We start from the raw sequence: 22,567 nt of genomic DNA, 5'->3' as shown, positions 1-22,567 counted from the left end.
ACTCCACAGCGGGTTCAGGTATCGGCGGCGAGTCGCTGGAAAGCACGCTCGCCAGCGCTCAGCAAATGCCGGTAGAGCCCGGCCAAACGGCCGGCCAGCGCGCTATCCGACCATTCGGCGGCATAGCGTGGCGCAGCTTCCTTCAGATGTCGCCAGGCAGCCGGGTTGCGCAGGTAGTGGCCGAGCACTTCGCCGAAGGCCTGCGGCTCGGGCGGCGGCGTGAAGCAGCCGCGTCCCGGGCCGAGGATGTCGACGGTGCCCATCTCGGCCAGCGCGACGACCGGCACGCCGGCCGCCATCGCTTCGAGCAGCACCAGTCCCTGCGTTTCGGTGCGCGACGCAAAGACGAAGACATCAGCCGCCGCGTAGCAGGACGGCAAGGCGCCGACCCGGTCGAGGTAACCGATGAAGCGCACCGAGCCGTCCAGCCCGAGGCGCGCCGCCTGCCGTTTCAGATCGTCGCTGGCCGGCCCTTCGCCGGCGATCACCAGCAGCATGTCCGGGCAAAAATCGAGCGCGTGCGGCAGCGCATCGAGCAGGAAGCCGATGTTCTTCTCGTGCGCGATGCGGCCGACGAACAGCGCCACCGGCCGGTCGCCCGGAATCCCGTGCCCGGCGCGGAAAGCCGCCCCGTCGCCGTTGGCGAAACGGTCGAGCGGAATGCCGGTAGGCAGCACGTTCATCGGCGTCGTCACCCCGTAGGCGGTCAGCCGTTCGCGCATCGCCGTCGATGGCACGACCAGCGCATCCAGCGCGTTGCACTGCCGACGCGACAGACGGCGGGCAAAGCCCTTGAGCCAGCCGGCCGGCAGGAACGGGGCGTAGTGCTCGATGTATTCCTCGAACAGCGTGTGATAGGTGGCGATCACCGGCAAGCCGCGGCGGCGGGCGATTTTCAGGCCGGCGTAGTGGGCGATGAAGGGCGTCTGGATGTGGATCAGGTCGCAATCGGCGGCGGCTTCGTCGACCGCGCGCAGCATGGCCGACCAGCCGACCAGCCGATCTTCCGGATCGCGCGGCACCGGCCGCCCGGGCACCCGGACGATGCCCGGCGCCTCGGGTTCGTCGGCATAGCGCGGCACCACCAGCCGTACCTCGACGCCGTGCGCGGCAAGCGTCTGGCGGAAAGTCTCGATCGAGGTCGACACGCCGTTGATGCGCGGGAAATAAACATCGGACACCATCAACACACGCATCTCAGACCTCCACGGCGGTGCTGGCCGCCGGCGCCGGCAGCGCCTGCCGCTGCGGGGCGGGGGCGCCCCAGGCGATCAGCTCGAGCCGGCCGTCGCCATGTTCGACGATGGCCGTGCAGGAATCGACCCAGTCGCCGCAATTGATGTAGGCCAGGCCGTCGATGTCGCGGATCGTCGCCCAGTGGATGTGGCCGCAGACCACGCCGTCGAGGCCGCGTTCGCGGGCATGGCGGACGGCTGATTCCTCGAAATCGAAAATGAAGTTGAGCGCCGTCTTGACCTTGCGCTTGGCGTAACCGGCCAGCGACCAGTAGCCGGGCCGGCCAAGCTTGCGCCGGACCCACGACAGCCACAGGTTGAGGCGGACCAGCAGGTTGTAGGCCTGGTCGCCGAGCACGGCGACCCAGCGGTGATGGCGCGTCACCTGGTCGAACTGGTCGCCGTGAATCAGCAACAGGCGACGCCCGTCGGCCGTTTCATGCACCACTTCGTCGGCCACTTCGATCTCGCCGAACACCGTGCCGCAGTAATCGCGCAGCGCTTCGTCGTGGTTGCCGGGAATCAGCACCACGCGTTCACCGTGGCGCGCCCGGCGCAGCAGTTTCTGCACCACCGTGTTCTGCGCCTGCGTCCAGCAGATGCTGCGGCTCATCGCCCAGAAATCGACGATGTCGCCGATCAGGAAAGTCTGCTCGGCCGGATGCTCGCGCAGGAAATCGAGGAGACGCTCCGCCTGGCACGCCCGCGTGCCTAGGTGGATGTCGGAGAGGAAGAGGCTTCTGACCTTGGGCATGGCCGCACGATAGAAGCTGCCCATGAAACTGCCGTGACGCTTTCGTGACGCGACGATGACAGGCCGCGGCCGACGCTGTCACCGGAATGCAACACCGGCCGCCTAGGCTTCCGGCTGTTCTCCACGGCTTCCCGGCACCATGAAAATCTCCCACCGTCTCGTCCTGCTGCTCGTCTTCACGCTGGGTGCCCTGCTCGCCCTGGGCGGCGTCGGACTCAACCAGTTCCAGCGCAACAACGCAATGATCCGGCAACTGACCGATGGCGCGATTCCCGGTTTCCTGAGTTCGATCGAACTGGCCGCCGGCCTGAAAGGCGTGCAGATCGCCGCCATTTCGCTGGCCCACGCAGCGGACCGGACGATCGCCGAACAGACCCGGCAGCAACTGGAACGCCAGAAGGAACAATTGCGCCAGTTGCTCGCCGAACAACGCGCGCTGGCCGACAGCGACGCCCAGCGCGGACTGCTCGACCAGGCCGAGGAAAGCCTGAAGAACTATTATGCGGCGGTCGACGACGTCGCCCGCTTCAGTCTCGCCGGCCAGAGCGTACTGGCCGAAGCAACGCTGTCCGGCAGCGCCGCCCCCTTCCTCGCCGAAATCGACGGCGTACTGGAAACGCTGCGGGTCGAAAAACGCCGGGTCAAGGACGAAAGCGTCGCCCGTCTCGACGGCAGCCTGCAGCGCACGCTGATCCAGCTCGGCGGCGCCTTCGCAGTGATCCTGAGTGGACTGTCGGCACTCGGCCTGGCGCTCTACCGACGGATCGCCCGACCGCTGGCCGACATGGAAAACACCATGCGAACCATCGCCGACACGCTGGATTTCACGCATCGCGTCCCGGTGGTCAACGACGACGAGATCGGCCGCTCGATCCAGGCCTTCAACCGGCTGCTAGACACGCTGCAGCAAAGCCTGGCGGAAATGGCCGGGGTCATCCACCAGAACGAGGTGGCGGCCGGCGAGATGCTGCAATCGGCCGTGGCCCTGGCCGGCATCGCCGAAAACGGCAACGGCTCGTCGCGCGAAATCCAGGTGGCGATCCAGGAAATCCAGGCGCAGATCGACCGCATCCACAGCGACACCGGCCGCGCCGGCCAGCTGACCGCCAGTTCGGGACAGCAGGCGGTGGATAACGGGGCGACCATCCGCCAGACCGTCAGTCACATCCACCGCCTGGCCGGCAACGTCGAAACCGCCGCCGAACGCGTGTTCGCGCTCGCCGCAGCCGGCCAGAACATTTCCGGTCTGGTCCGCGAGATTCGCGAGATCGCCGACCAGACCAACCTGCTGGCGCTCAACGCCGCCATCGAGGCGGCCCGCGCCGGCGATACCGGCCGCGGCTTCGCCGTCGTCGCCGATGAAGTGCGCAAGCTGGCCGAACGCGTCAGCGGCGCGACACGCTCGATCAGCGGCCAGGTCGAAGCAATCGCCAGCACCGCCGAACAATCGACCGCACTGATGCGCGAGGTGGTCGCGGACATCAAGCACAACATCGAACTGGCGAGTTCGGCCGGCAGCGCGATGGGCGACATCGAACACTCGGCCCGGGCGGTCATCGAAACCGTCGGCCAGATTGCCGAGCAGGTCGGCATCGGCCATGCGTCGAGCCGGCAGATCGTCCGCCAGGTCGATGCCATCGAGGCCCTGATGCGCGACGCCAACGCAACGGCCGGCCATACCCGCCGTTTCGCCGACGGCATCCGCCAGTTGTCGGACCACCTGAGCGGCATTGTGAACCGCTTTCGCATCGGCCCCATGCAGGCCTGACGCGGCCGGCTTGACCTGAGCGCGGTCCACGCCTAAATTCGGCCGATTTTCCCCGTCGACCGCAAAGGAACCCGCATGCCCATCGGCACCCCGCTCTCCCCCTCCGCCACCCGTGTCATGCTGCTCGGCGCCGGCGAACTGGGCAAGGAAGTCGTCATCGCGCTGCAGCGTCTCGGCGTCGAGGTGATCGCCGTCGACCGCTACGCCAACGCCCCCGGCCAGCAGGTTGCGCATCGCGCCCACGTCATCCCGATGACCGACGGCGCCGCGCTGCGCGCGCTGGTCGAAAAGGAGAAGCCGCAGCTGATCGTGCCGGAGATCGAAGCCATCGCCACCGACACGCTGGTCGAACTGGAAGCCGAAGGTCTGGCCGAAGTCATCCCGACCGCCCGCGCCGCGAAGCTGACGATGAACCGCGAAGGCATCCGCCGGCTGGCTGCCGAGGAACTCGGCCTGCCGACCTCGCCCTACCGCTTCGCCGACTCGCTGGCCGAGCTGCAGGCGGCGATCGACGGCGGCATCGGCTACCCGTGCATCGTCAAGCCGGTGATGTCCTCGTCCGGCAAGGGCCAGTCGCTGCTGCACGGCCCGGACGACGTGCAGAAAGCCTGGGACTACGCGGCGAGCGGCGGCCGGGTCAATCAGGGTCGCGTCATCGTCGAGGGCTTCGTCGATTTCGACTACGAAATCACCTTGCTGACCGTACGTGCGGTCGACGCGCAAAATGATGAGATTTCGACGTATTTCTGCGATCCGATCGGCCACCGCCAGGTGTCCGGCGACTACGTCGAATCCTGGCAACCGCAAGCGATGTCGCCGGCCGCGCTGGCCCGCGCCCGCGAAATCGCCGCAGCGGTCACCGGCAACCTCGGCGGTCGCGGCCTGTTCGGCGTCGAACTCTTCGTCAAGGGCGACATGGTGTGGTTCTCCGAAGTCAGCCCGCGGCCGCACGACACCGGCCTGGTCACGCTGTGCTCGCAGCGCTTCTCCGAATTCGAACTGCACGCCCGCGCCATCCTCGGCCTGCCGGTCGACACCGCCCTGCGCGAACCCGGCGCCTCGGCCGTCATCTACGGCGGCATGGATGAAAGCGGCATCGCCTTCGACGGCGTCGCCGACGCCCTGGCCGTGCCGCGCACCGACCTGCGGCTGTTCGGCAAACCGGAATCCTTCGTCAAACGGCGGATGGGCGTCGTCGTGGCAAACGGCGCCGACACCGACGAAGCCCGGCAGCGGGCGACGCTGGCGGCGGGGAAGGTGCGGCCGGTTCGCGGGTGAGGGTTGATCGCTGACGCGGGCGGACTGCGCTTTCAAGCGCTGTTCTCTGCCGTTGGCGGATGGGGGCCGGATTTTCTGAAAGGCTGGTTTCCGCCGTTGACCGGCGGGCGTACTTTTCTTGCTTCGCCAAGAAAAGTAGCCAAAAGAAGGCGACCCTGACTTTCGCGGTCGGCGTGCCGCCGACTGCCCTGCGCGACTCGAAGGACCGGGCGGCTGGCTAAACTCGGCCCTGCGGGCCTCAAACAACGCCAGCCGAAATCCCCCGGCCCTTCTGCGTTGCTCGGCGCGAAACACAGGGAACCGGGAAAACGTCGCAACGGAAAGCGTGGTGGAAAACATGGCTTTTGTGCGGTCGACCGCAGGATTCATCTTTTTTTGCGCTTCTTGTACGGTCGACCGGCTTTTTCACCTATTTCTTCCGTCGACCGCAGCACACCTCTGATGTTGGGCCCCTTGAGAGGCGCCGAGCAACGCAGGGCGGTCGGGGGAAGTCGGCTGGCGTTGTCTGAGCCGCGCAGCGGCGAGTTTAGCCAGCCGCCCGACCACCCGAGTAGCGCAGGGAACCGGGCAACGCCCGGCGCCGACCCAGGGTCGCCTTTTCTTTGGCTACTTTCTTTTGGCGAAGCAAAAGAAAGTACGCCCGCCGGTCAACGGCGGAAACCAGCCCCTCAGAAAACCCACCCCACGCGTCAGCCGCGGAACCCTGAGCGTCAGCAACACCCAAAGGTCACCGGCGAAAACCACCCAAAACCGTATCCCACCAAACACTTCTGACAAAGCCAATGCCCCCCCGAAACCAGAGCACCAGACATCAAACCACCGCCACCCGCTCCGGCGGGAAGCGCGCCGCAAACCGGCTGCCTTCACCCGGTTTGGAGGTGATCACCAGCCGTGCCTGGTGCCGGTTCAGCGAGTGCTTGACGATGGCCAGGCCAAGCCCGGTGCCGCCGGCGTCGCGCGAGCGGCCGCGGTCGACGCGGTAGAAGCGTTCGGTCAGCCGCGGGATGTGTTCCGGGGCGATGCCGATGCCGGTGTCGCGCACGGCGAATTCAGCGCCGCCGGGCAGGACACGCCATTCGAGGGTGACCTTGCCACCGTTCGGCGTGTAGCGCACGGCGTTCGCCACCAGATTGGCGAAGGCGCTGACCAGTTCCGGTTCGGCACCGTAGAGATCGCCCTGGCCTTCGATCTCGACGGCAATTTCGTGCCGGCCGGCGGACAGGGCTTCGGCGTCGCGCCGCAGCTTGTCGATCAACGAAGCCATGTCGACCACCGTGGATTCGGGCGGCGGCGCCGATTCGATCGACGACAGGGTCAGCAGGTCCTGGACGATGGCCTGCATGCGGTCCGACTGCTCGGCCATCATCTGCAGGTAACGCTGGCGTTCGTCGCGGTCGACGTCGATTTCCTGCAGGGTTTCGAGAAAGCCGGCGAGGACGGTGAGCGGCGTGCGCAGTTCGTGCGAGACGTTGGCGACGAAATCACGCCGCATGCGGTCGAGCCGGTCGGCCTGGGTGACGTCCTTGACCTGCATCAGCCGCCGGTTGCCGGCGTAGGGAACGACGTAGATCGACAGCACCCGCTCCTGGTTGCGCTCCGGGCGCAAGGTCAGCGGCGTGTTGAAATCCTCGTTGGCCAGGTAGGCCATGAATTCGGGCTGGCGTACCAGATTGACGATGGGCAGGCCTCGGTCGGTGACGACCTTGAGGCCGAGCTGGTCTTCCGCCGTGCGGTTGCAGAACAGGATCTGGTACTGCGTGTCGAGCAGCACGACGCCGTCGGTGAGTGCCTGGCCGGCGGCGATCAGCATGGCGATTTCGTGATCGCGGGCGGCAATCTGCGCGCGCAACTCCTTCTCGTGCCGGTACAGGCGGCGGAACACGCCATCCCAGGCGCCTTCGCCTTCCAGGCTGGGATCGGCGATCGGCGCCCGCGACCAGTGCTCCAGGCGCGACAGGTAGAGCAGGTGGAAAGCCAGCTGCAGGGCCAATCCGCCGCTGAACAGCAGCCAGCCGAACCCGGCTTCGGTGAAGTATCCGAGCGGCAGGGCAACGGCGGCCGTCAGCAGCGCCAGGAGCAGCGCCCTGATCGTCTGCGAATTCACCCGGTTCAGGCTCCCCGGAAGCGGTAGCCGGTACCGCGCACGGTTTCCACCCGCTCGTGGTGACCGGACGATTCAAGCGCGGCGCGCAGGCGGCGGATGTGGACGTCGACCGTCCGCTCTTCGATGAACACGTGATCTCCCCAGACTTCGTCGAGCAACTGGGCGCGAGTGTACACCCGTTCCGAATGGGTCATGAAGAAGAACAGCAGACGGAACTCGGTCGGCCCAAGATCGATCGGCTGGCCGGCGGCAAGCACCCGGTGAGTCGCCGGATTGAGCGCCAGGTCGCCGACTTCGACCGCCTCGCCGGCGAGGTGCGGCGCCCGGCGGCGCAGCACGGCTCGCACGCGGGCGACCAGTTCCTTCGGCGAGAAGGGCTTGGTGACGTAATCGTCGGCGCCGGCCTCCAGGCCCTGCACCTTGTCTTCTTCGTGCACGCGGGCGGTGAGCATGATGATCGGCAGTTCGCGCGTGCGCTCGTCGGCGCGCAACTTCTTGGCCAGCGCCACGCCGGACTGGCCGGGCAGCATCCAGTCGAGAATCACCAGATCCGGCAGCGCGGCGCGGATTGCCGAATCGGCCTCCTCCGCGCTGCTGGCGCGGACGGCGAGAAATCCGGCATGTTTGAGGTTGATGACGACCAGTTCCTGGATCGCCGGTTCGTCCTCAACCACCAGAATGGTCGGTGTCAATTGGCAGACTCCTTGCTCTTGGCGTGCCGGATGTCGCGGCCTTCGACGATGTAGACCACGTGCTCGGAAATGTTTTTGGCGTGGTCACCGATACGCTCGACGGCTCGGGCGATGGACATGATGTCGATGGCCGTCGTGATGGTCCGCGGGTCTTCCATCATGTGGGTGATCAATTGGCGGATCACCGCCTTGAACTCGACATCGACCTCGTCGTCGGCGCGGATAACGCTGGTGGCCAGCGGCGCGTCGAGGCGGGCGAAGGCGTCGAGTGCCTGGCGCACCATGTTCAGCGCCGCATCGGCGATGTGGCGGACGCCGACGCCGTACTGCACCGGCATGTGCCCGGCTTCGTAGATGCGGCGCACGCCCTTGGCGATCTTCTTGGCCTCGTCGCCGGCCCGTTCGAGGTCGGTGACGATCTTGCTGATGCCGAACACCAGGCGCAGATCGGAGGCGGCCGGCTGACGACGGGCAATGATGTGCGCGCAGTCGTCGTCGATCGCTTTTTCCAGTTCGTTGATCTTGCGATCGGTCTCGACGATGCTCTTGACGCTGGTCACCTCGCCGTTCGAATAGGCTTCGATGGCAGCCGACACCTGGGTCTCGACCAGGCCGCCCATCTGCAGCACATGCGTGCGCAGGCTGCTGAGGTCGTCGTCGAACTGGCTGGATACGTGGAGGGTCTCGTTCATTTTTTTGCTCCGATCAGCCCATGCGGCCGGTGATGTAGTCTTCGGTACGCTTGTCCTGCGGCTTGATGAAGATCTCGTCGGTCTTGCCGAACTCGACCAGCTCGCCGAGGTACATGTAGGCCGTGAAGTCCGACACGCGGGCAGCCTGCTGCATGTTGTGGGTAACGATGGCGATGGTGAACTCGCGCTTGAGTTCATGGATCAGTTCCTCGATGCGCATCGTCGAAATCGGGTCGAGCGCCGAGGTCGGTTCGTCGAGCAGCAGCACCTGCGGCTTGACGGCGACGCCGCGGGCAATGCACAGACGCTGCTGCTGGCCGCCGGACAGCCCGGTACCGGGCTTGTTCAGCTTGTCCTTGACCTCGTTCCACAAGGCCGCCTTGGTCAGCGCCCATTCGATGCGGTCGTCCATCTCGTTGCGCGACAGCCGCTCGTGCATGCGCACGCCGAAGGCGATGTTCTCGTAGATCGACATCGGGAACGGCGTCGGCTTCTGGAAGACCATGCCGACCTTGGCGCGCAATTCGATGGTATCGACGCCCTTTTCGAGGATGTTCTTGCCGCCGACGATCAGCTCGCCTTCGGCATGCTGGCCGGGATAAAGGTCGTACATCCGGTTGATCGTGCGCAGCAAGGTCGATTTGCCGCAACCCGACGGGCCGATGAAGGCGGTGACCTTGCCCTTGTAGACCTCGAGGTTGATGTTCTTCAGCGCGAGCGCCTTGCCGTAGTAAAAATTCAGGTTCCGGATACTGATCTCGGGAACCAGGTTCTGAAGTGCGGATTCAACAGGCATCATCGTGGATTCCGTGGTGGGTTTGTCTGGGTCTCAGTGCTGCGCCGACTGCTGGCGGAACACGACACGCGCAAGGATGTTGAGGAAGAGCACGCCCATCGTGATGATGAACACGCCGGCCCAGGCCAGTTGCTGCCAGTCGGTGAAGGGGCTCATCGCGAACTTGAAGATGGTCACCGGCAGGTTGGCCATCGGCTCGGACAAGTCGGCGCTCCAGAACTGGTTGGACAGGGCGGTGAACAGCAGCGGTGCCGTTTCACCGGAGATGCGGGCAAGCGCCAGCAGGATGCCGGTGATCACGCCGGTCTTCGCCGAGCGCAGGGTGACCAGCATGATCACCTTCCACTTCGGCGCGCCGAGCGCGAAGGCGGCTTCGCGCAGCGCATTCGGCACCAGCGCCAGCATGTCCTCGGTGGTCCGGACGACGACCGGGATGACCAGCAGGGCCAGGGCCAGCGCCCCGGACAGGCCGGAGAACTTGCCGACCTGAGCGACGTAGATCGCATAGACGAACAGGCCGATGACGATGGACGGTGCCGACAGCAGGATGTCGTTGACGAAGCGGGTCACGTTGCCCAGCCAGGTATTGCGGCCATATTCCGCGAGGTAGATACCGGCCAGGATGGCCACCGGCGTCGCCATCGCCATGGCCAGACCGACCATGATGAAGCTGCCGAAGATGGCGTTGCGCAGGCCGCCGGCATTGCCCGGCGCGGGCGTGTCCAGCGTCAGCAGGCTGAGCGACAGCGCGCCGATCCCCTGCTCGAAGACCATCCAGAGAATCCAGATCAGCCAGAACAGGCCGAAGGCCATGGCGCCCAGCGACAGCCCGAGGGCGATCACGTTGATGGTTTTGCGACGGTTTCTCAGATTCATCGTCGTTTCCTCAGTGGGCCGAGCCGCCCGACTGCTTTTCAAGCGAGCGGAGCAGCAGCTTGGAGAGCGACAGGACGATGAAGGTGATCACGAACAGGATCAGGCCCAGTTCGACCAGCGCCGCGGTGTACAGGCCGGGCGTCGCCTCGGCGAATTCGTTGGCCAGCGCCGAGGTGATGCTGTTGCCGGGCATGAACAGCGAGAAGCTGCCGATCAGGCTGGCGTTGCCGATCACGAAAGTGACCGCCATCGTTTCACCGAGCGCCCGGCCCAGGCCGAGCATGACGCCGCCGATCACGCCGACGCGGGTATAGGGCAGGACGACCTTGCTGACCACTTCCCAGGTCGTGCCGCCCAGGCCATAGCAGGACTCCTTGAGCATCGGCGGCACCAGTTCGAAAACGTCGCGCATCACCGAAGCAATGAAGGGAATGATCATGATCGCCAGGATGATGCCGGCGGCGAGAATGCCGATGCCGAGCGACGGGCCGGAAAACAGCGTGCCGATCAGCGGCAGCTTGCCGAGCGTCTTGGCGATGAAGGGTTGCACGTACTGGCCGAAAATCGGCGCAAAGACGAGTAGACCCCAGATCCCGTACACGATGCTGGGAATACCGGCCAGCAGTTCGATGGCGATGCCGAGCGGACGGCGCAGCCAGGCCGGCGCCATCTCGGTCAGGAACAGCGCGATGCCGAAACTGATCGGCAGGGCGATGAGGAGCGCGATGATCGAAGTGACGATGGTGCCGTAGATCGGAACCAGCGCACCGAAATCGTCGGCCGGCGGATTCCAGGCGGAGCTGGTCAGAAAGCTGAAGCCGAACTTCTGGATCGACGGCAGCGCGCTCCAGGTCAGCGACAGCACGATGCCGGCCAGCAAGGCCAGCGTGATGAACGCGACCGTGCGCGTCAGGTTGAAGAACAGAGCGTCGCCGAACTGTCCCTTGGCTTGCGATTGACTCATGACGGATTCCGTAAGCAGGTTCTTTCCATTATCGCGCAGTGCGCGAAATGACGCCCCCGACCCGCGGCCGGGGGCGCCTCGGATCATCCGCCCGCCTTACTTGACCGACTTGCCCGACGCATCCTTGATGTCTTTCCAGGATGCGGCGATCTGCTTGATCAGGCTGTCCGGCAACGGCACGTAGTCCAGATCGGCGGCCATCTTGCCGCCGTTCTTGTACGACCACTCGAAGAACTTCAGCACTTCGGCGGCCTGGGCCGGCTTGTCCTGAACCTTGTGCATCAGCACGAAGGTGGCACCGGAAATCGGCCAGGCAGCCTTGCCGGCCTGGTTGGTCAGGATTTCGCCGAACGAGGACTTGGACCAGTCGGCACCGGCAGCGGCGGCCTTGAAGGTTTCATCGTCCGGGCGGACGAATTCGCCGGCGGCATTCTTCAGCCAGGTCCAGGCCAGGTTATTCTGCTTGGCGTAGGCGTACTCGACGTAACCGATCGAGTTCGGGATGCGCTGCAGGAAGGCGGCAACGCCTTCGTTGCCCTTGCCGCCCATGCCGGTCGGCCACTGCACGGCGGTACCTTCGCCGATCTTGCTCTTCCACTCGTCGTTTGCCTTCGACAGGTAGTTGGTGAAGATGAAGGTGGTGCCCGAACCGTCGGCGCGACGAACGACGGCGATGTCGTCGCCCGGCAGCTTGACGTTCGGGTTCAGTTCGGCGATCGCCTTGTCGTTCCACTTGGTGATCTTGCCGAGATAGATGTCGGCCAGCACGGCGCCGGTCAGGCGCAGGTCGCCGGCCTTGACGCCGGTCACGTTGACCACCGGCACGACGCCGCCGATCACCGTCGGGAATTGAACCAGGCCATCCTTCTGCAGCACTTCCGCCTTCAGCGGCATGTCGGACGCGCCGAAATCGACGGTCTTGGCGTTGATCTGCTTGATGCCGCCGCCCGAACCGATCGACTGGTAGTTGAGCTTGTTGCCGGTGGCCTTCTGGTAAGCATCGGCCCACTTGGCGTAGATCGGCGCCGGGAAGGAGGCGCCGGCACCGGTGATGTCGGCGGCGTGAGCAACGCCGGCCAGGCCCAGCGAAATGGCCAGCATGGAGGTACGGAAGATACGGTTTTGCAGCATGTCTGATTCCTTCATTGGGTGAAATGGACAGCTGCAGTCTAGGCAGGCTTTGTTACAGCCGGATGACAAACGCCGTTCTGTCGCCAAAGCGTCACGGAACCGTCATCCGCCGGCGGCACCGACCGGGGGAGGGAAACCCCGGCCGGCCTTCGGGAATCAGGCTTTTTTCGACGGGCGGCCGGTCTTGATCCGTTCGACGCGCGCCATGACGGCCTGCAGTTCGGCATCGTTCAGCGCAGCCAGCACGGCAATGCCGCCACGCAGCAGTTCGCTCTTCTTGACCTCGCTGCCGAGCGCGGCCAGCCGCTTCTTCAGTTCGGCGATCCTGGCGTATTCGGTTTCCGGCATCGCGTAACTGTCGCGCACCAGTTTTGCCTTTTTCGTCTTCACCGTCTTTTCGGCCTTTTCCGGTTTGGCCGCTTTTGCCGGCTTGGTCGGCTTGTCGTACTGGATGGCCTCGGCCTTGACCAGCGCATCGGCCAGTTCCTTCTGATGCCGGGCCACCGTCCGGTCGACTGCCGACGGCTTGCGGACGCGGGCGGTGGCAGCCTTGGTGGCCGGGGTTGCCGCCACCGGCTCGGCCGGTTTCGGGGCAACTCTCGGCTTCAGCGGCGCTTTTGCCGTGGCAGCCGGTTTGGCGGCGGATTTGACGGCGGGTTTCGTCTTGCTCTCGGTCATCGATGCGCTCCCTGTTAAACGATATATCCAGTTTAGCGATTTGCCGGCGGCGCAAAGTTAAACTTTTTTGACAGGTACAATGCGCGCCAAACTTTCACGGAGCCTTTTCATGACTCAGGACGAACTCAAGCAGGCCGTTGCCCGGGCAGCGGCCGATTACGTGGCCGCCAACGTGCCGGCCGGCACCGTCATCGGTGTCGGCACCGGCTCGACCGCCAATTTCTTCATCGATGCGCTGGCGCCGCTGAAGGACCGCTTTCGCGGCGCCGTCGCCAGTTCGGAAGCAACCCGCAAGCGCCTGGCCGGACACGGCATTCCGGTTCTCGATCTCAATGATATCGAGGAAATTCCGGTCTACGTCGATGGCGCCGACGAGATCGATGCCGGCCTGAACATGATCAAGGGCGGCGGTGGCGCGCTGACACGCGAGAAGATCGTTGCCGCGGTGGCGACGACCTTCGTCTGCATCTGCGATGCGTCGAAGAAGGTCGAGGTGATGGGGCGTTTCCCGCTGCCGGTCGAAGTCATTCCGATGGCCCGCGCCCACGTCGCCCGGGAATTGGTCAAACTCGGCGGTCGACCGCAGGAACGCAGCGGTTTCGTCACCGACAACGGCAACCTCATTCTCGACGTTCACGACCTGAAGATCACCGATCCGAAAGGCCTGGAAGCACGCATCAACCAGATCGTCGGCGTCGTCACCAACGGCCTGTTCGCGGTGCGTCCGGCCGACCTGCTGCTGCTCGGGGCGGCCGACGGCGTGCAGACCATCCGCTGAGTTCATCGCGCTGTCACATGCCGACGTTAGGCTGATGCAGTCGTCGGCGGCGTCCGCATCAGGGATGGAGCGAGCGTGCCGGGACAACCGGATACGGTCTCTCTCCATCTTCTCCCGGCTACGGCCGGGATTTTTTTGCCCACGCCCCGTCGACCGCACTAATTGAGCGGCCGGAACACGCGCAACGCCGGCTCGCCGCTGCCGATCCGCCGACGTTCGACGAAAACGCTGCCGCCGGCAGTACCGCCCGGCTCGCGCGCACGCTTCTTCGCCTGCTTCTTGGCCACCGACGCCGCAGCCGCCACCTCGCGATGCGACTCGCACTGCCCCGGCTGCACGCGAACTGCACCGACCGACAAGGTCGGCAGACACTGGAAACCGTATTCGCCGCGCCGGTTCTCGGCCATGTAGCCGCCGACCCCGATTTCTTCCGGCCCGACCAGGCTTTCCATTCGCCGGGCGAATTCGGCCAGCAGTTGCCAGCAGCGCATTTCCCAGTCGGCGCTCTGGAAAACCACGAAGAAATCGTCGCCGCCGATGTGTCCGACGAAATCCTGCCGCCGGTCGACCGCCTCGCAGATCAATTGACCGAGCATCTGGATCACGTCGTCGCCGCGCCGGTAGCCGAAGGTGTCGTTGAACGGTTTGAAACTGTCGATATCGATGTAGGCCGCGACGAAATCGACGTTGCCGGCCAGCATGCGGTCGATGTGCTCGTTGAGCGGCACATTGCCCGGCAACTGGGTCAGCGGATTGGCATAGCGAGCGGCGCTGATCTGCATTTCGGTGATCCGCGCCATCAGGTCGTGGCTGCTGCCGACGCCCTGATAGCGGCCATCGGCAGTGACGATGAAACCATCGTACAGATAGTGCTTGGGGGCCAGCGCCAGCATCATCGCCAGTTCCTGCAGGGTGGCGTGCTGATCGACGACCAGCGGCGCCTGCTCCATGAACATCGCGCAGCCCTTGCGACCGTAGAGCTCCTTGCGGAACGGCCGGGCAAAGCGGTCGATCAGGCTGTGTCGGTTGATCAGGCCGATCGGCTGATGGCCGTTGACCACCGGCAGCACGTCGAGCTCGGGATCGGCCTCGAAGCGCGTCATCGCGATCTCGTTGGTGGCATCGTGGGGAATCGGCTCGATCGGCCGACACAGTGTCCGGGCCGTCGGCAGTTTGCCGGACGCGCTGATGCCCGGCGACAGCGACAACCGGCGCTGGTCAAGCGCCGACAGCACGGGCGTCGGCAATTGACGGACCGGATCGACCTGCGGCCGGGCGATGAAATATCCCTGCCCGCAGGCGATGCCCATATCGCGCAGGCAACCGAAATCCTCGATGCGCTCGATTCCCTCGGCCACCAGCGAAGCATTGCAGATTTCGGCCAGGTCCTGCATGGCACGGACGAAGTGGTACTTGATGCGGTCGTCGGCAATGCCATGAACGAAATGCTTGTCGATCTTGACGAACTCCGGGCGCAGTTCCGACCACATGCGCAGGTTGGCGAAACCTTCGCCGAGATCGTCGATGGCAATCTGGAAACCGCGCCCCCGGTAATGGGTCAATGCCTCGTGGATCCCCGGCAGGTCGGTGATCCGCTGGTTTTCGGTCAACTCGATGACGATGCGATTGGCCGGGATGCCGAGCTCGCCCAGCAGCTGCTGGGTCTGGCCGTTCATCAAGCGGGTATCGAGCAGACAGGTCGGCGTGACGTTCAGGAACAAACGCCCGCTCAACCGCATGGCGGCAAAGGCGCGCAAACTCGCCGTCCGGCAGGCGTGCTCGAAGGCCAGTTCGATACCGGCCCGGCGGGCCGCGGCGAACAGCGCATCGGGGCAATGCAGGGCGCTGTCCCGCGGGCCGCGGATCAAGGCTTCGTAACCCAGAATCGCCCGCGCCCGGAGGTCAACGATAGGCTGAAAAACCGGCGTCAGCAGCGTGCGCGCCACGACCTCGTGAATGTCCGCCACTTCCCCTGCGAGCTGATTCATGACGTTTGCAGTTTCATCGAAAAGAGACGGTGCAGTTTAGAAACGCCCCGTTGCATTTACATGACACACCAACTTCCGTCATCGAACTGCAATCTCGCCTGTCGATAGTGACGGCATCGTCGCCCTCAACGAACGGACATTCCATGCATCGCCCTGACGACATCGCCGGTTTTCCCGACCTGTTCGCCGACCTGGAGGATTTTCTCGACGCCCAGTGGCACGGGCTGAAACGAAACTGCCTGCGCGCGGCCATCTGCCTGCTGCCGGCCGTCGTGGGGCTGGCGCTTCTTCGCCATCTGGCGGGCTGAAAAACAAAGACCCCGCCGCAGCGGGGTCCGGTGAAAACGGCCGACGCCGGGGCTCAGGCCTTGGGCGCGACGTAACCCTGAATCTGATCGGCGCCTTCGCCGAAGAAATGCTTTTCGACCTGTTCGGACAGATACTTGCGATGCCGCGCATCGACCAGGTTGAGCCGGTTTTCGTTGATGATCATGGTCTGCAGCTTGATCCATTGCTGCCAGGCTTCCTTCGACACGCTCTCGAAAATGCGCTTGCCGAGCTCGCCCGGGTAGGGCGGCATGTCCAGACCTTCGGCCTCGCAGCCGAGCTTGATGCAGTTGACCATTCTTGCCATGGTGTTCTCCTTGGGTTTGATGCGCGAATTATAAGGTCTTGAACAGGACCTTCGAACGCCGCTGGTAGTTGTACATTTCCTTTTTTCCCGCCGGCAGGTCGTCGACCGTACCCAGCCGGAAACCGCGCTCGACGAACCAGTGTTCGGTCCGCGTGGTGAGCACGAACAGCCGCTTGATGCCGGCCTTGCGGGCGCGCTGCTCGATGCGTTTCATCAGCTGTTCGCCGTACCCCCATTCGCGATGGTCCGGATTGACCGCCAGGCAGGCCAGCTCGGCTTCATCCCCGGCATGCGGGTAGAGGGCCGCGCAGCCGACGATGATGCCGTCGTGGAGCATGATCGAGAAACGGTCGAGCTCGCGTTCGAGCAGTTCGCGCGGCCGATGCACCAGGATGCCTTCCTGTTCCATCGGCTCGATCAGCGCAATCAGCGCAGCGATGTCGTCGGGCTTGGCCTCCCGGATATTCTCCAGCGATTCGCGGGTAACCACCGTGCCAACCCCGTCATGGGTAAACAGTTCGCGCAGCAGGGCCCCATCCTGCGCATAGCCGATCAGGTGCACCCGGCCGACCGCCGAGCGGCTGGCGCGAACGGCACAGGGCAGATAGCGGACGATGTCCGAGCTCAGCCAGTCGGCATCGCGCAGCAGTTGCGACGCTTCATCGGCGGTCATTGCATCGAGCAATTCGCCCGACTGGTCGCTGACCCCGGGACTGTCGGTCAGGTACACCAGCTTGTCGGCACGCAAGCCGACGGCAACCGCCTCGGCCACCTCTTCCATCTGCAGGTTGAAGATTTCGCCGGTCGGCGACGGCCCTTCGCAGTTGAGCAACACGATATTGCCCAAGCCGAGCTGGGCATTGATTCCCTCGGCGTCGACCTTGCGCACCTTGCCGGCATAGACCATGTCGATGCCGTCGAGCACGCCGATCGGCTGGCCGGTGATGAAATTGCCGCCGATCACCCGAATCCGGCTGTTGGCCATCGGCGTGTTCGGCAAGCCTTGCGACAACAGGGCCTCGATTTCCAGATAAACGCTGCCGACGGCATCGAGCACGCAATCGAGCGTTGCCGCGTCGGTCACCCGATAACCGCGGTGATACTTCGACTCGATATTCTTCTCGCGCAGCTCTTCCTCGATCTGCGGCCGCGCGCCGTGCACCAGCACCAGCCGAATGCCCAGACTGGCCAGCAGATTGACGTCGTAGGCCAGCGTCTTGATGAATTCGCTGGCAATCGCCTTGCCGCCAAAGGCAATGACGAAGGTCTTGCCGCGGAAGGCGTTGATGTAGGGCGTAACCGCCCGGAACCAGGAAACGAAGTGATCGTCGTAGGGCGTGTCGCTCATCTCAGTGTTTTTTCCCTTCGCCCTTGAGGGCGGCTTCCAGACGCTCGCAGACGGTCTTCAATACCTTCACGCGGGCAAAGTTCTTGTCGTTGGCCTCGACCAGGGTCCATGGCGCCTGACCGGTCGACGTCCGGTCCACCATATCGCAGACGGCCACCGCGTAATCGTCCCATTTGTCGCGATTGCGCCAGTCCTCGTCGGTGATCTTGAAACGCTTGAACTCGGTGTCTTGGCGCTCCTTGAAGCGACGCAGCTGTTCGTCGGCCGAAATCTGCAGCCAGAACTTGATCACGATCGCCCCAGCATCGGTCAACTGGTGCTCGAAGTCGTTGATCTCGGCGTAGGCACGCAGCCAGTCGGCCTCGGAACAGAAACCCTCGACCCGCTCGACAAGCACCCGCCCGTACCACGAGCGGTCGAAGAGGGTCGCCCGGCCGCGCCGCGGCACATGCCGCCAGAAACGCCAGAGGTAGGGCTGGACACGCTCTTCCTCGGTTGGCGCGGCAATCGGCACGATCTGGTACTGACGCGCGTCCATCGCCGCCGCCAGCCGGCGGATGCTGCCGCCCTTGCCGGCCGCATCCGAGCCTTCGAAGACGAGCACCAGCGAACGTTTGCCGACGAAACGCGGATCGCGCACCAGTTCGCTGAGTCGCCCCTGGTATCGGGCCAGTTCGCTTTCGTAATCCTTCTTGTCCAGCTTGCGATTCAAATCGAGCTCGGAAAGCACGCTCTTCTCGTCGATCGGGTGCACGATCGGCGGCGCCACGGGCACCGGCAATAGCGGCTGTGCCAGACGTCGTTTCATCGCGTCGAGCACGATCCGGCCTACCGTCAGCGAACGGTAGGCGTCGTCGGTTCCCTCGACGATGATCCACGGCGCCTTCGCCGTATTCGTAACGCGCAGCACATGGCCGGCCACTTCCTGCAGCTTGTCGTAGGTCTTCAGCCGCTCGTAGCTTTCCTTGGTCACCCGCCAGGCGGTTTTCGGATCCTTTTTGAGCGCCTCCAGACGCTTTTCCTGGCCGCCCTTCGAGAGATGGAACCAGAATTTGAGGACCAGGGCACCTTCGTTGACTAGCATCGCCTCGAAACGATTGATGTCGTCGAGTCGCTCGTCGAGTTCCGAACGGCGCATGTTGCCAGCGATACGATCGGCGATCGGCTGCGAATACCAGGAACCGGCAAAAACGCCGACCTTGCCCTTGGCCGGCAGGGCCCGCCAGAAACGCCACATCACCGGCCGCGCAGCCTCTTCGTCGCTGGGCGACGCGAAGGCCAGCGTCGAGATGTGCCGGGGATCCATCCACGAATAGAGCAGGTTGATGGTTTCTCCCTTGCCGCTGCCGTCGACCCCGGAAATCAGGATGACGACCGGAAATTCCTTTTTCTGCAGGACGTCGTACTGGACGTCGAGCAAGGCGGCACGCAGTTTCGGCACCTCGCGTTTGAAGGTGTCCTTGTCGATCCGGTGCCCCAGTTCCGCTGATTCAAACATCGCCTATCCCCCCCTGAAATCTCCCCACAGGACCTGCAGCGCGGCGAGCGCGGCGAGTCCGGCCGTTTCCGTACGCAAGACCCGCGGCCCCAGGCGGACCGCGCGAAACCCGGCTTGCCGGGCAGCGATCATCTCTTGCGGATCGAGCCCCCCTTCGGCACCGATCAGCAGTTGCACCCGGCTCGCCGGCGCCAGATCGGCCAACGTTTCCTCGGCTTCCGGCGCCAGCATCAGTCGCAGGCAGCCATCGGCCGGCCTGGCCAACCACTGGTCGAGTCGTTCGAGTGGCGCCACCAGCGGCACCTGATTCCGGCCGCACTGCTCACAAGCCGATGCAGCAACCCCTTGCCAGTGTGCGACACGCTTGCCGGCACGCTCGCCGGCAAGCTTGAGTACGCTGCGCCGACTCTCGACCGGCACGATGTCGCGCACGCCAAGCTCGACGGCCTTCTGGATCGTGAAATCCATCTTGTCGCCGGCCTGCAAGGCCTGAACCAGCGTCACCGCCAGCGGCGATTCCCGCTCGACATCACGCCAGTCGGCCAGCTCGGCAAACACCCGCTCCTTCTCGATGCGTTCGATATGTGCCAGATACTCACCGCCGCGACCGTCGAACAGGATCATTGCCGCCCCCGGCGGCAGACGCAGCACACGGACGGCATGCCTGGCCACCGGCTCCGGCAGCTCGACGTGAGCCCCGGGGGACAAGGCTTCCCTGCAGTAGAAACGAGACAGATTCATCGGTGCTATTATGCGGCGAAACGCTGGCGCGGAGGAGCTTTGCATGGACATTCCAGTTCGGCTTGCAAGCCGGTCCGGGCCTGGTCCGGCCGCCCCCCGTGCCATACAGCACCCATGAACGTTCCCCTGCGCTTCATTCAACACCGATGCCGGATACCAAGCTCGCGCTGGTCTACCTGAAAGCCGTCCTGGCCTGCCTGCCCCAGGGTATCTGCGTATTCGACGAAAACCTCCGTCTGCGGGTCTGGAACCCGGGCTTCCCCGAAGCCCTGGACCTGCCTGTCGATACTGTCCGCGAAGACGAGCACTTCTCAGTGCTGATGAGCATTCCGGCCGGCCGCGGGGCCTTCGGCCCGGGCGATCCGGAAAGCCACGTCGAACGTCTGGCCGGCCTTGCCGCAAGCTTCCAGCCGCACGCTTATGAATTGCAGGGCATGGCCGGACGCACCTATCTGGTTCATGGCGAAGCGCTGATCATCGACGAGCAGGTCACCGGTCTCATCGTCACCTATACCGAAATCACCGAACAGAAGCAGGCCGAGGCCAAACTGCGCGAGCAACACGACCTGCTGCACACCGTCGTCGAAAGCATGCCGAGCGCCATCACGCTGTTCGACGCGGATCTCCGGCTGCTGCTACACAACAGCGCCTTCCAGCACCTGATGGAGATGCCGCCGAGCTTGCTCAGGGAAGGCGAAGTCGACCTGGAAACCCTGCACCTTTTCAACGCCGAACGCGGTGAATACGGCCCGGGCGACAGCGCGGCGATTGTCGGCGCCCTGATGTCGCGCGCACGCCATCCGGCAGCCCGCCGCTACGAACGCACACGCCCGAACGGCAGGACGATCGACGTGCGCGACGTGCCGCTGGCCGACGGCGGCGTCATCAGCATCTACACCGACATTTCGGAAAGACGGGCGAGCGCCGAACGCGAGCAACTGGCGCACATCGTGTTCACCCATACGCCCTCCGGCGTGATCCTGACCGACGCCGAACAGCGCATCCTGTCGATCAACCCGGCCGCCATCCGGATGACCGGCTACGAGCCGCACGAATTGCTCGGCCTCACGGTCTTCTCGCTGCTCCAGACCGACACGCCGCCCGACAATCGTCCTCAGGATTCGCTGGCGCTGCGCGGGGCCTGGAGCGGAGAAACCCAGCTCGACCGCAAGAACGGCGAGCATTTTCCGGCCAGCATCAACGTCAACCGCGTGGACGACCCGCATAGCGGCCTGCCCAGCCATTACGTCTGGATTCTCGCCGACATCACCGAGCTCAAGGAAGCCGAGGCGCGGATGCGCCACATCGCCCAGCACGATCCGCTGACCGGCCTGCCCAACCGCCTGGCCCTGCTGATGCGTCTCGCCCAGTTGCTGCCGGAAGCCCGGCGCCATGGCTGGCGGCTGGCGATGATGTTCATCGACCTCGACCGCTTCAAGATCATCAACGACACCCTGGGCCACCAGATCGGCGATGAATTGCTGCGCGAGGTCGCTCGCCGTCTATCCAGCGTGGTGCGGGAAACCGACTTCGTCGCCCGCCTGGGCGGCGACGAATTCGTCGTCATCCTGCCGGCGATCGCCAGCCCGACCGACGCAGCGCTGGTCGCGGCCAAGATCATCAACGCTCTGGCCTCGTCGATCGAGGCCGACGACCACGAACTGCACACCAGTCCGTCGATCGGCATCAGCCTGTTCCCGGACGACGGCCCGGACGGCGACACCATCCTGAAGAACGCCGATACGGCGATGTACCACGCAAAGGCGGCCGGCCGTAACAACTACCAGTTTTTCGCCGCCGACATGAACAAGGCGGCGACGCTGCGCCTGGACATCGAACGGAAGCTGCGCCAGGCCCTGGCGCGCCAGGAACTCAGCTTGTGCTACCAGCCACAGTTCGATGCCCACCGGAACCGGCCGACCGGCGTCGAAGCGCTGATCCGCTGGCGCCACCCGGTCGATGGCCTAATACCGCCGGATCAGTTCATTCCGGTGGCCGAAGAAACGGGAATGATCGTCGAGATCGGCGAATGGGTCATGCTCAATGCCTGCCGGGAAATGAAACGCTGGATCGACGACGGTCTCGCCCCGCTGCGCATTGCCGTCAACGTCTCCGCCCGCCAGCTCAGGCGTCGCGATTTCTGCGAAGCGGTGGCCGGCGTGCTGGCCGACTCCGGCCTGGCACCGGAACTGCTCGAACTGGAAATCACCGAAAGTTCGATCATGGAGAACCCCCAGGAAGCGATCAAGATTCTGGAAAGCCTGGGGCGGATGGGCGTCTCGCTGGCGATCGACGATTTCGGCACCGGTTACTCGTCGCTCGCCTACCTGAAGCTGTTCCCGATCGATCATCTGAAGATCGACCGCTCCTTCGTGCGCGACATCGAGCACGACCTCAACGACCGGGCGATCGCCTTCGGCACGATTGCGCTGGCGCATTCGCTCGGCCTCAACGTGATCGCCGAAGGCGTCGAGAGCGACGACCAGCTCGAACTGCTGCGCAGCAACGGCTGCGACGAAGTCCAGGGCTATCTGTTCAGCAAACCGCTCGACAGCGCTGCCGCGTTCGCCTTCCTGCACGCCCGCTCCCGGGCAGAGTAAAATTGTCGTTTT

General features: G+C 64.6%; 20 protein-coding genes. 5 read left to right on the top strand and 15 right to left on the bottom strand.

The features are described 5' to 3' along the window. Window positions 1–14: 14 nt before the first annotated feature. Window positions 15–1,196 carry a glycosyltransferase gene (locus L0962_RS14655; protein ID WP_234087205.1) on the bottom strand — a complete coding sequence of 394 codons (1,182 nt, stop codon included), beginning with the start codon at window positions 1,194–1,196 and terminating at the stop codon, window positions 15–17. A gap of 1 nt (window position 1,197) precedes the next feature. Continuing rightward, window positions 1,198–1,989, bottom strand: a complete 792-nt coding sequence (locus L0962_RS14650) for a UDP-2,3-diacylglucosamine diphosphatase (RefSeq protein ID WP_234087352.1) — start codon at window positions 1,987–1,989, stop codon at window positions 1,198–1,200. Between the two features lie 139 nt (window positions 1,990–2,128). Between L0962_RS14650 and L0962_RS14645 the strand changes: the two genes are divergently transcribed. Then, entirely contained in the window at window positions 2,129–3,757 is a 1,629-nt protein-coding gene (locus L0962_RS14645; RefSeq protein ID WP_234087204.1) for a methyl-accepting chemotaxis protein, read from the top strand. Window positions 3,758–3,832: 75 nt separating this feature from the next. Further along, the gene (purT, locus tag L0962_RS14640; protein ID WP_234087203.1) at window positions 3,833–5,035 is read left to right on the top strand and encodes a formate-dependent phosphoribosylglycinamide formyltransferase; all 1,203 of its coding nucleotides are present in this window, start codon (window positions 3,833–3,835) and stop codon (window positions 5,033–5,035) included. A gap of 811 nt (window positions 5,036–5,846) precedes the next feature. On the opposite strand, the gene phoR is transcribed toward purT, so the two are convergent. The 8 genes from phoR to L0962_RS14600 form a co-directional block, all read right to left on the bottom strand. Beyond that, window positions 5,847–7,139: a phosphate regulon sensor histidine kinase PhoR gene (gene phoR / locus L0962_RS14635; protein ID WP_234087202.1), complete on the bottom strand. Its 1,293-nt coding sequence runs from the start codon at window positions 7,137–7,139 to the stop codon at window positions 5,847–5,849. A gap of 5 nt (window positions 7,140–7,144) precedes the next feature. After that, the gene (gene phoB, locus L0962_RS14630; RefSeq protein WP_234087201.1) at window positions 7,145–7,831 is read right to left on the bottom strand and encodes a phosphate regulon transcriptional regulator PhoB; all 687 of its coding nucleotides are present in this window, start codon (window positions 7,829–7,831) and stop codon (window positions 7,145–7,147) included. Continuing rightward, window positions 7,828–8,523 (bottom strand): phosphate signaling complex protein PhoU, encoded by a 696-nt coding sequence (phoU, locus tag L0962_RS14625; RefSeq protein ID WP_234087200.1) that lies wholly within the window; start codon window positions 8,521–8,523, stop codon window positions 7,828–7,830. Before phoU ends, phoB begins: the two co-directional genes overlap by 4 nt. Before the next feature lie 13 nt (window positions 8,524–8,536). Further along, on the bottom strand, window positions 8,537–9,322 hold the full coding sequence (gene pstB / locus L0962_RS14620; protein WP_234087199.1) for a phosphate ABC transporter ATP-binding protein PstB: 786 nt from the start codon (window positions 9,320–9,322) through the stop codon (window positions 8,537–8,539). A 30-nt stretch (window positions 9,323–9,352) separates the two neighbouring features. Continuing rightward, entirely contained in the window at window positions 9,353–10,195 is an 843-nt protein-coding gene (gene pstA / locus L0962_RS14615) for a phosphate ABC transporter permease PstA (RefSeq protein WP_234087198.1), read from the bottom strand. 10 nt (window positions 10,196–10,205) lie between these two features. Continuing rightward, window positions 10,206–11,159 carry a phosphate ABC transporter permease PstC gene (gene pstC / locus L0962_RS14610; RefSeq protein WP_234087197.1) on the bottom strand — a complete coding sequence of 318 codons (954 nt, stop codon included), beginning with the start codon at window positions 11,157–11,159 and terminating at the stop codon, window positions 10,206–10,208. A gap of 96 nt (window positions 11,160–11,255) precedes the next feature. After that, window positions 11,256–12,290 (bottom strand): phosphate ABC transporter substrate-binding protein PstS, encoded by a 1,035-nt coding sequence (gene pstS / locus L0962_RS14605; protein ID WP_234087196.1) that lies wholly within the window; start codon window positions 12,288–12,290, stop codon window positions 11,256–11,258. A 156-nt stretch (window positions 12,291–12,446) separates the two neighbouring features. Next, a complete protein-coding gene (locus L0962_RS14600) occupies window positions 12,447–12,968 on the bottom strand; it encodes a hypothetical protein (protein ID WP_234087195.1) in 522 nt (173 codons plus the stop codon). A 109-nt stretch (window positions 12,969–13,077) separates the two neighbouring features. On the opposite strand from L0962_RS14600, the gene rpiA reads away from it, so the two are divergent. After that, a complete protein-coding gene (gene rpiA / locus L0962_RS14595; protein ID WP_234087194.1) occupies window positions 13,078–13,746 on the top strand; it encodes a ribose-5-phosphate isomerase RpiA in 669 nt (222 codons plus the stop codon). 158 nt (window positions 13,747–13,904) lie between these two features. Here the strand turns inward: rpiA and L0962_RS14590 are convergent, their stop codons facing one another. Next, window positions 13,905–15,734, bottom strand: a complete 1,830-nt coding sequence (locus L0962_RS14590) for a GGDEF domain-containing protein (RefSeq protein WP_234087193.1) — start codon at window positions 15,732–15,734, stop codon at window positions 13,905–13,907. A gap of 143 nt (window positions 15,735–15,877) precedes the next feature. Between L0962_RS14590 and L0962_RS14585 the strand changes: the two genes are divergently transcribed. Next, complete coding sequence (locus tag L0962_RS14585; RefSeq protein WP_234087192.1) at window positions 15,878–16,042, top strand: hypothetical protein; 165 nt, start codon at window positions 15,878–15,880, stop codon at window positions 16,040–16,042. A gap of 53 nt (window positions 16,043–16,095) precedes the next feature. On the opposite strand, the gene L0962_RS14580 is transcribed toward L0962_RS14585, so the two are convergent. Genes L0962_RS14580 through L0962_RS14565 form a run of 4 tightly spaced genes read right to left on the bottom strand, consistent with a single transcriptional unit; the run spans window position 16,096 to window position 19,955 of the window. Next, window positions 16,096–16,368 (bottom strand): oxidative damage protection protein, encoded by a 273-nt coding sequence (locus tag L0962_RS14580; RefSeq protein WP_234087191.1) that lies wholly within the window; start codon window positions 16,366–16,368, stop codon window positions 16,096–16,098. Window positions 16,369–16,396: 28 nt separating this feature from the next. Next, window positions 16,397–17,716 (bottom strand): amino-acid N-acetyltransferase, encoded by a 1,320-nt coding sequence (gene argA, locus L0962_RS14575; protein ID WP_234087190.1) that lies wholly within the window; start codon window positions 17,714–17,716, stop codon window positions 16,397–16,399. A gap of 1 nt (window position 17,717) precedes the next feature. Further along, window positions 17,718–19,214, bottom strand: a complete 1,497-nt coding sequence (gene pap, locus L0962_RS14570; RefSeq protein WP_234087189.1) for a polyphosphate:AMP phosphotransferase — start codon at window positions 19,212–19,214, stop codon at window positions 17,718–17,720. Between the two features lie 3 nt (window positions 19,215–19,217). After that, on the bottom strand, window positions 19,218–19,955 hold the full coding sequence (locus L0962_RS14565) for a 16S rRNA (uracil(1498)-N(3))-methyltransferase (RefSeq protein WP_234087188.1): 738 nt from the start codon (window positions 19,953–19,955) through the stop codon (window positions 19,218–19,220). A gap of 146 nt (window positions 19,956–20,101) precedes the next feature. Between L0962_RS14565 and L0962_RS14560 the strand changes: the two genes are divergently transcribed. Next, window positions 20,102–22,555 carry an EAL domain-containing protein gene (locus tag L0962_RS14560; protein WP_234087187.1) on the top strand — a complete coding sequence of 818 codons (2,454 nt, stop codon included), beginning with the start codon at window positions 20,102–20,104 and terminating at the stop codon, window positions 22,553–22,555. Window positions 22,556–22,567: the final 12 nt, after the last annotated feature.

The organism is Azonexus sp. R2A61 (genome assembly GCF_021401135.1).
Lineage (GTDB): Bacteria > Pseudomonadota > Gammaproteobacteria > Burkholderiales > Rhodocyclaceae > Azonexus.
This window is presented reverse-complemented; position numbering and strand designations above follow the sequence as displayed.

Coding starts and splice junctions, on each gene's coding strand:
- L0962_RS14645 (WP_234087204.1), top strand. CDS start 2,129: ATGAAAATCTCCCACCGTCTCGTCCTGCTGCTCGTCTTCACGCTGGGT.
- L0962_RS14590 (WP_234087193.1), bottom strand. CDS start 15,734: ATGAATCAGCTCGCAGGGGAAGTGGCGGACATTCACGAGGTCGTGGCG.
- pstA (WP_234087198.1), bottom strand. CDS start 10,195: ATGAATCTGAGAAACCGTCGCAAAACCATCAACGTGATCGCCCTCGGG.
- L0962_RS14600 (WP_234087195.1), bottom strand. CDS start 12,968: ATGACCGAGAGCAAGACGAAACCCGCCGTCAAATCCGCCGCCAAACCG.
- L0962_RS14585 (WP_234087192.1), top strand. CDS start 15,878: ATGCATCGCCCTGACGACATCGCCGGTTTTCCCGACCTGTTCGCCGAC.
- L0962_RS14565 (WP_234087188.1), bottom strand. CDS start 19,955: ATGAATCTGTCTCGTTTCTACTGCAGGGAAGCCTTGTCCCCCGGGGCT.
- pstB (WP_234087199.1), bottom strand. CDS start 9,322: ATGATGCCTGTTGAATCCGCACTTCAGAACCTGGTTCCCGAGATCAGT.
- L0962_RS14580 (WP_234087191.1), bottom strand. CDS start 16,368: ATGGCAAGAATGGTCAACTGCATCAAGCTCGGCTGCGAGGCCGAAGGT.
- L0962_RS14655 (WP_234087205.1), bottom strand. CDS start 1,196: ATGCGTGTGTTGATGGTGTCCGATGTTTATTTCCCGCGCATCAACGGC.
- pstS (WP_234087196.1), bottom strand. CDS start 12,290: ATGCTGCAAAACCGTATCTTCCGTACCTCCATGCTGGCCATTTCGCTG.
- rpiA (WP_234087194.1), top strand. CDS start 13,078: ATGACTCAGGACGAACTCAAGCAGGCCGTTGCCCGGGCAGCGGCCGAT.
- pstC (WP_234087197.1), bottom strand. CDS start 11,159: ATGAGTCAATCGCAAGCCAAGGGACAGTTCGGCGACGCTCTGTTCTTC.
- phoU (WP_234087200.1), bottom strand. CDS start 8,523: ATGAACGAGACCCTCCACGTATCCAGCCAGTTCGACGACGACCTCAGC.
- L0962_RS14560 (WP_234087187.1), top strand. CDS start 20,102: ATGCCGGATACCAAGCTCGCGCTGGTCTACCTGAAAGCCGTCCTGGCC.
- pap (WP_234087189.1), bottom strand. CDS start 19,214: ATGTTTGAATCAGCGGAACTGGGGCACCGGATCGACAAGGACACCTTC.
- purT (WP_234087203.1), top strand. CDS start 3,833: ATGCCCATCGGCACCCCGCTCTCCCCCTCCGCCACCCGTGTCATGCTG.
- argA (WP_234087190.1), bottom strand. CDS start 17,716: ATGAGCGACACGCCCTACGACGATCACTTCGTTTCCTGGTTCCGGGCG.
- L0962_RS14650 (WP_234087352.1), bottom strand. CDS start 1,989: ATGCCCAAGGTCAGAAGCCTCTTCCTCTCCGACATCCACCTAGGCACG.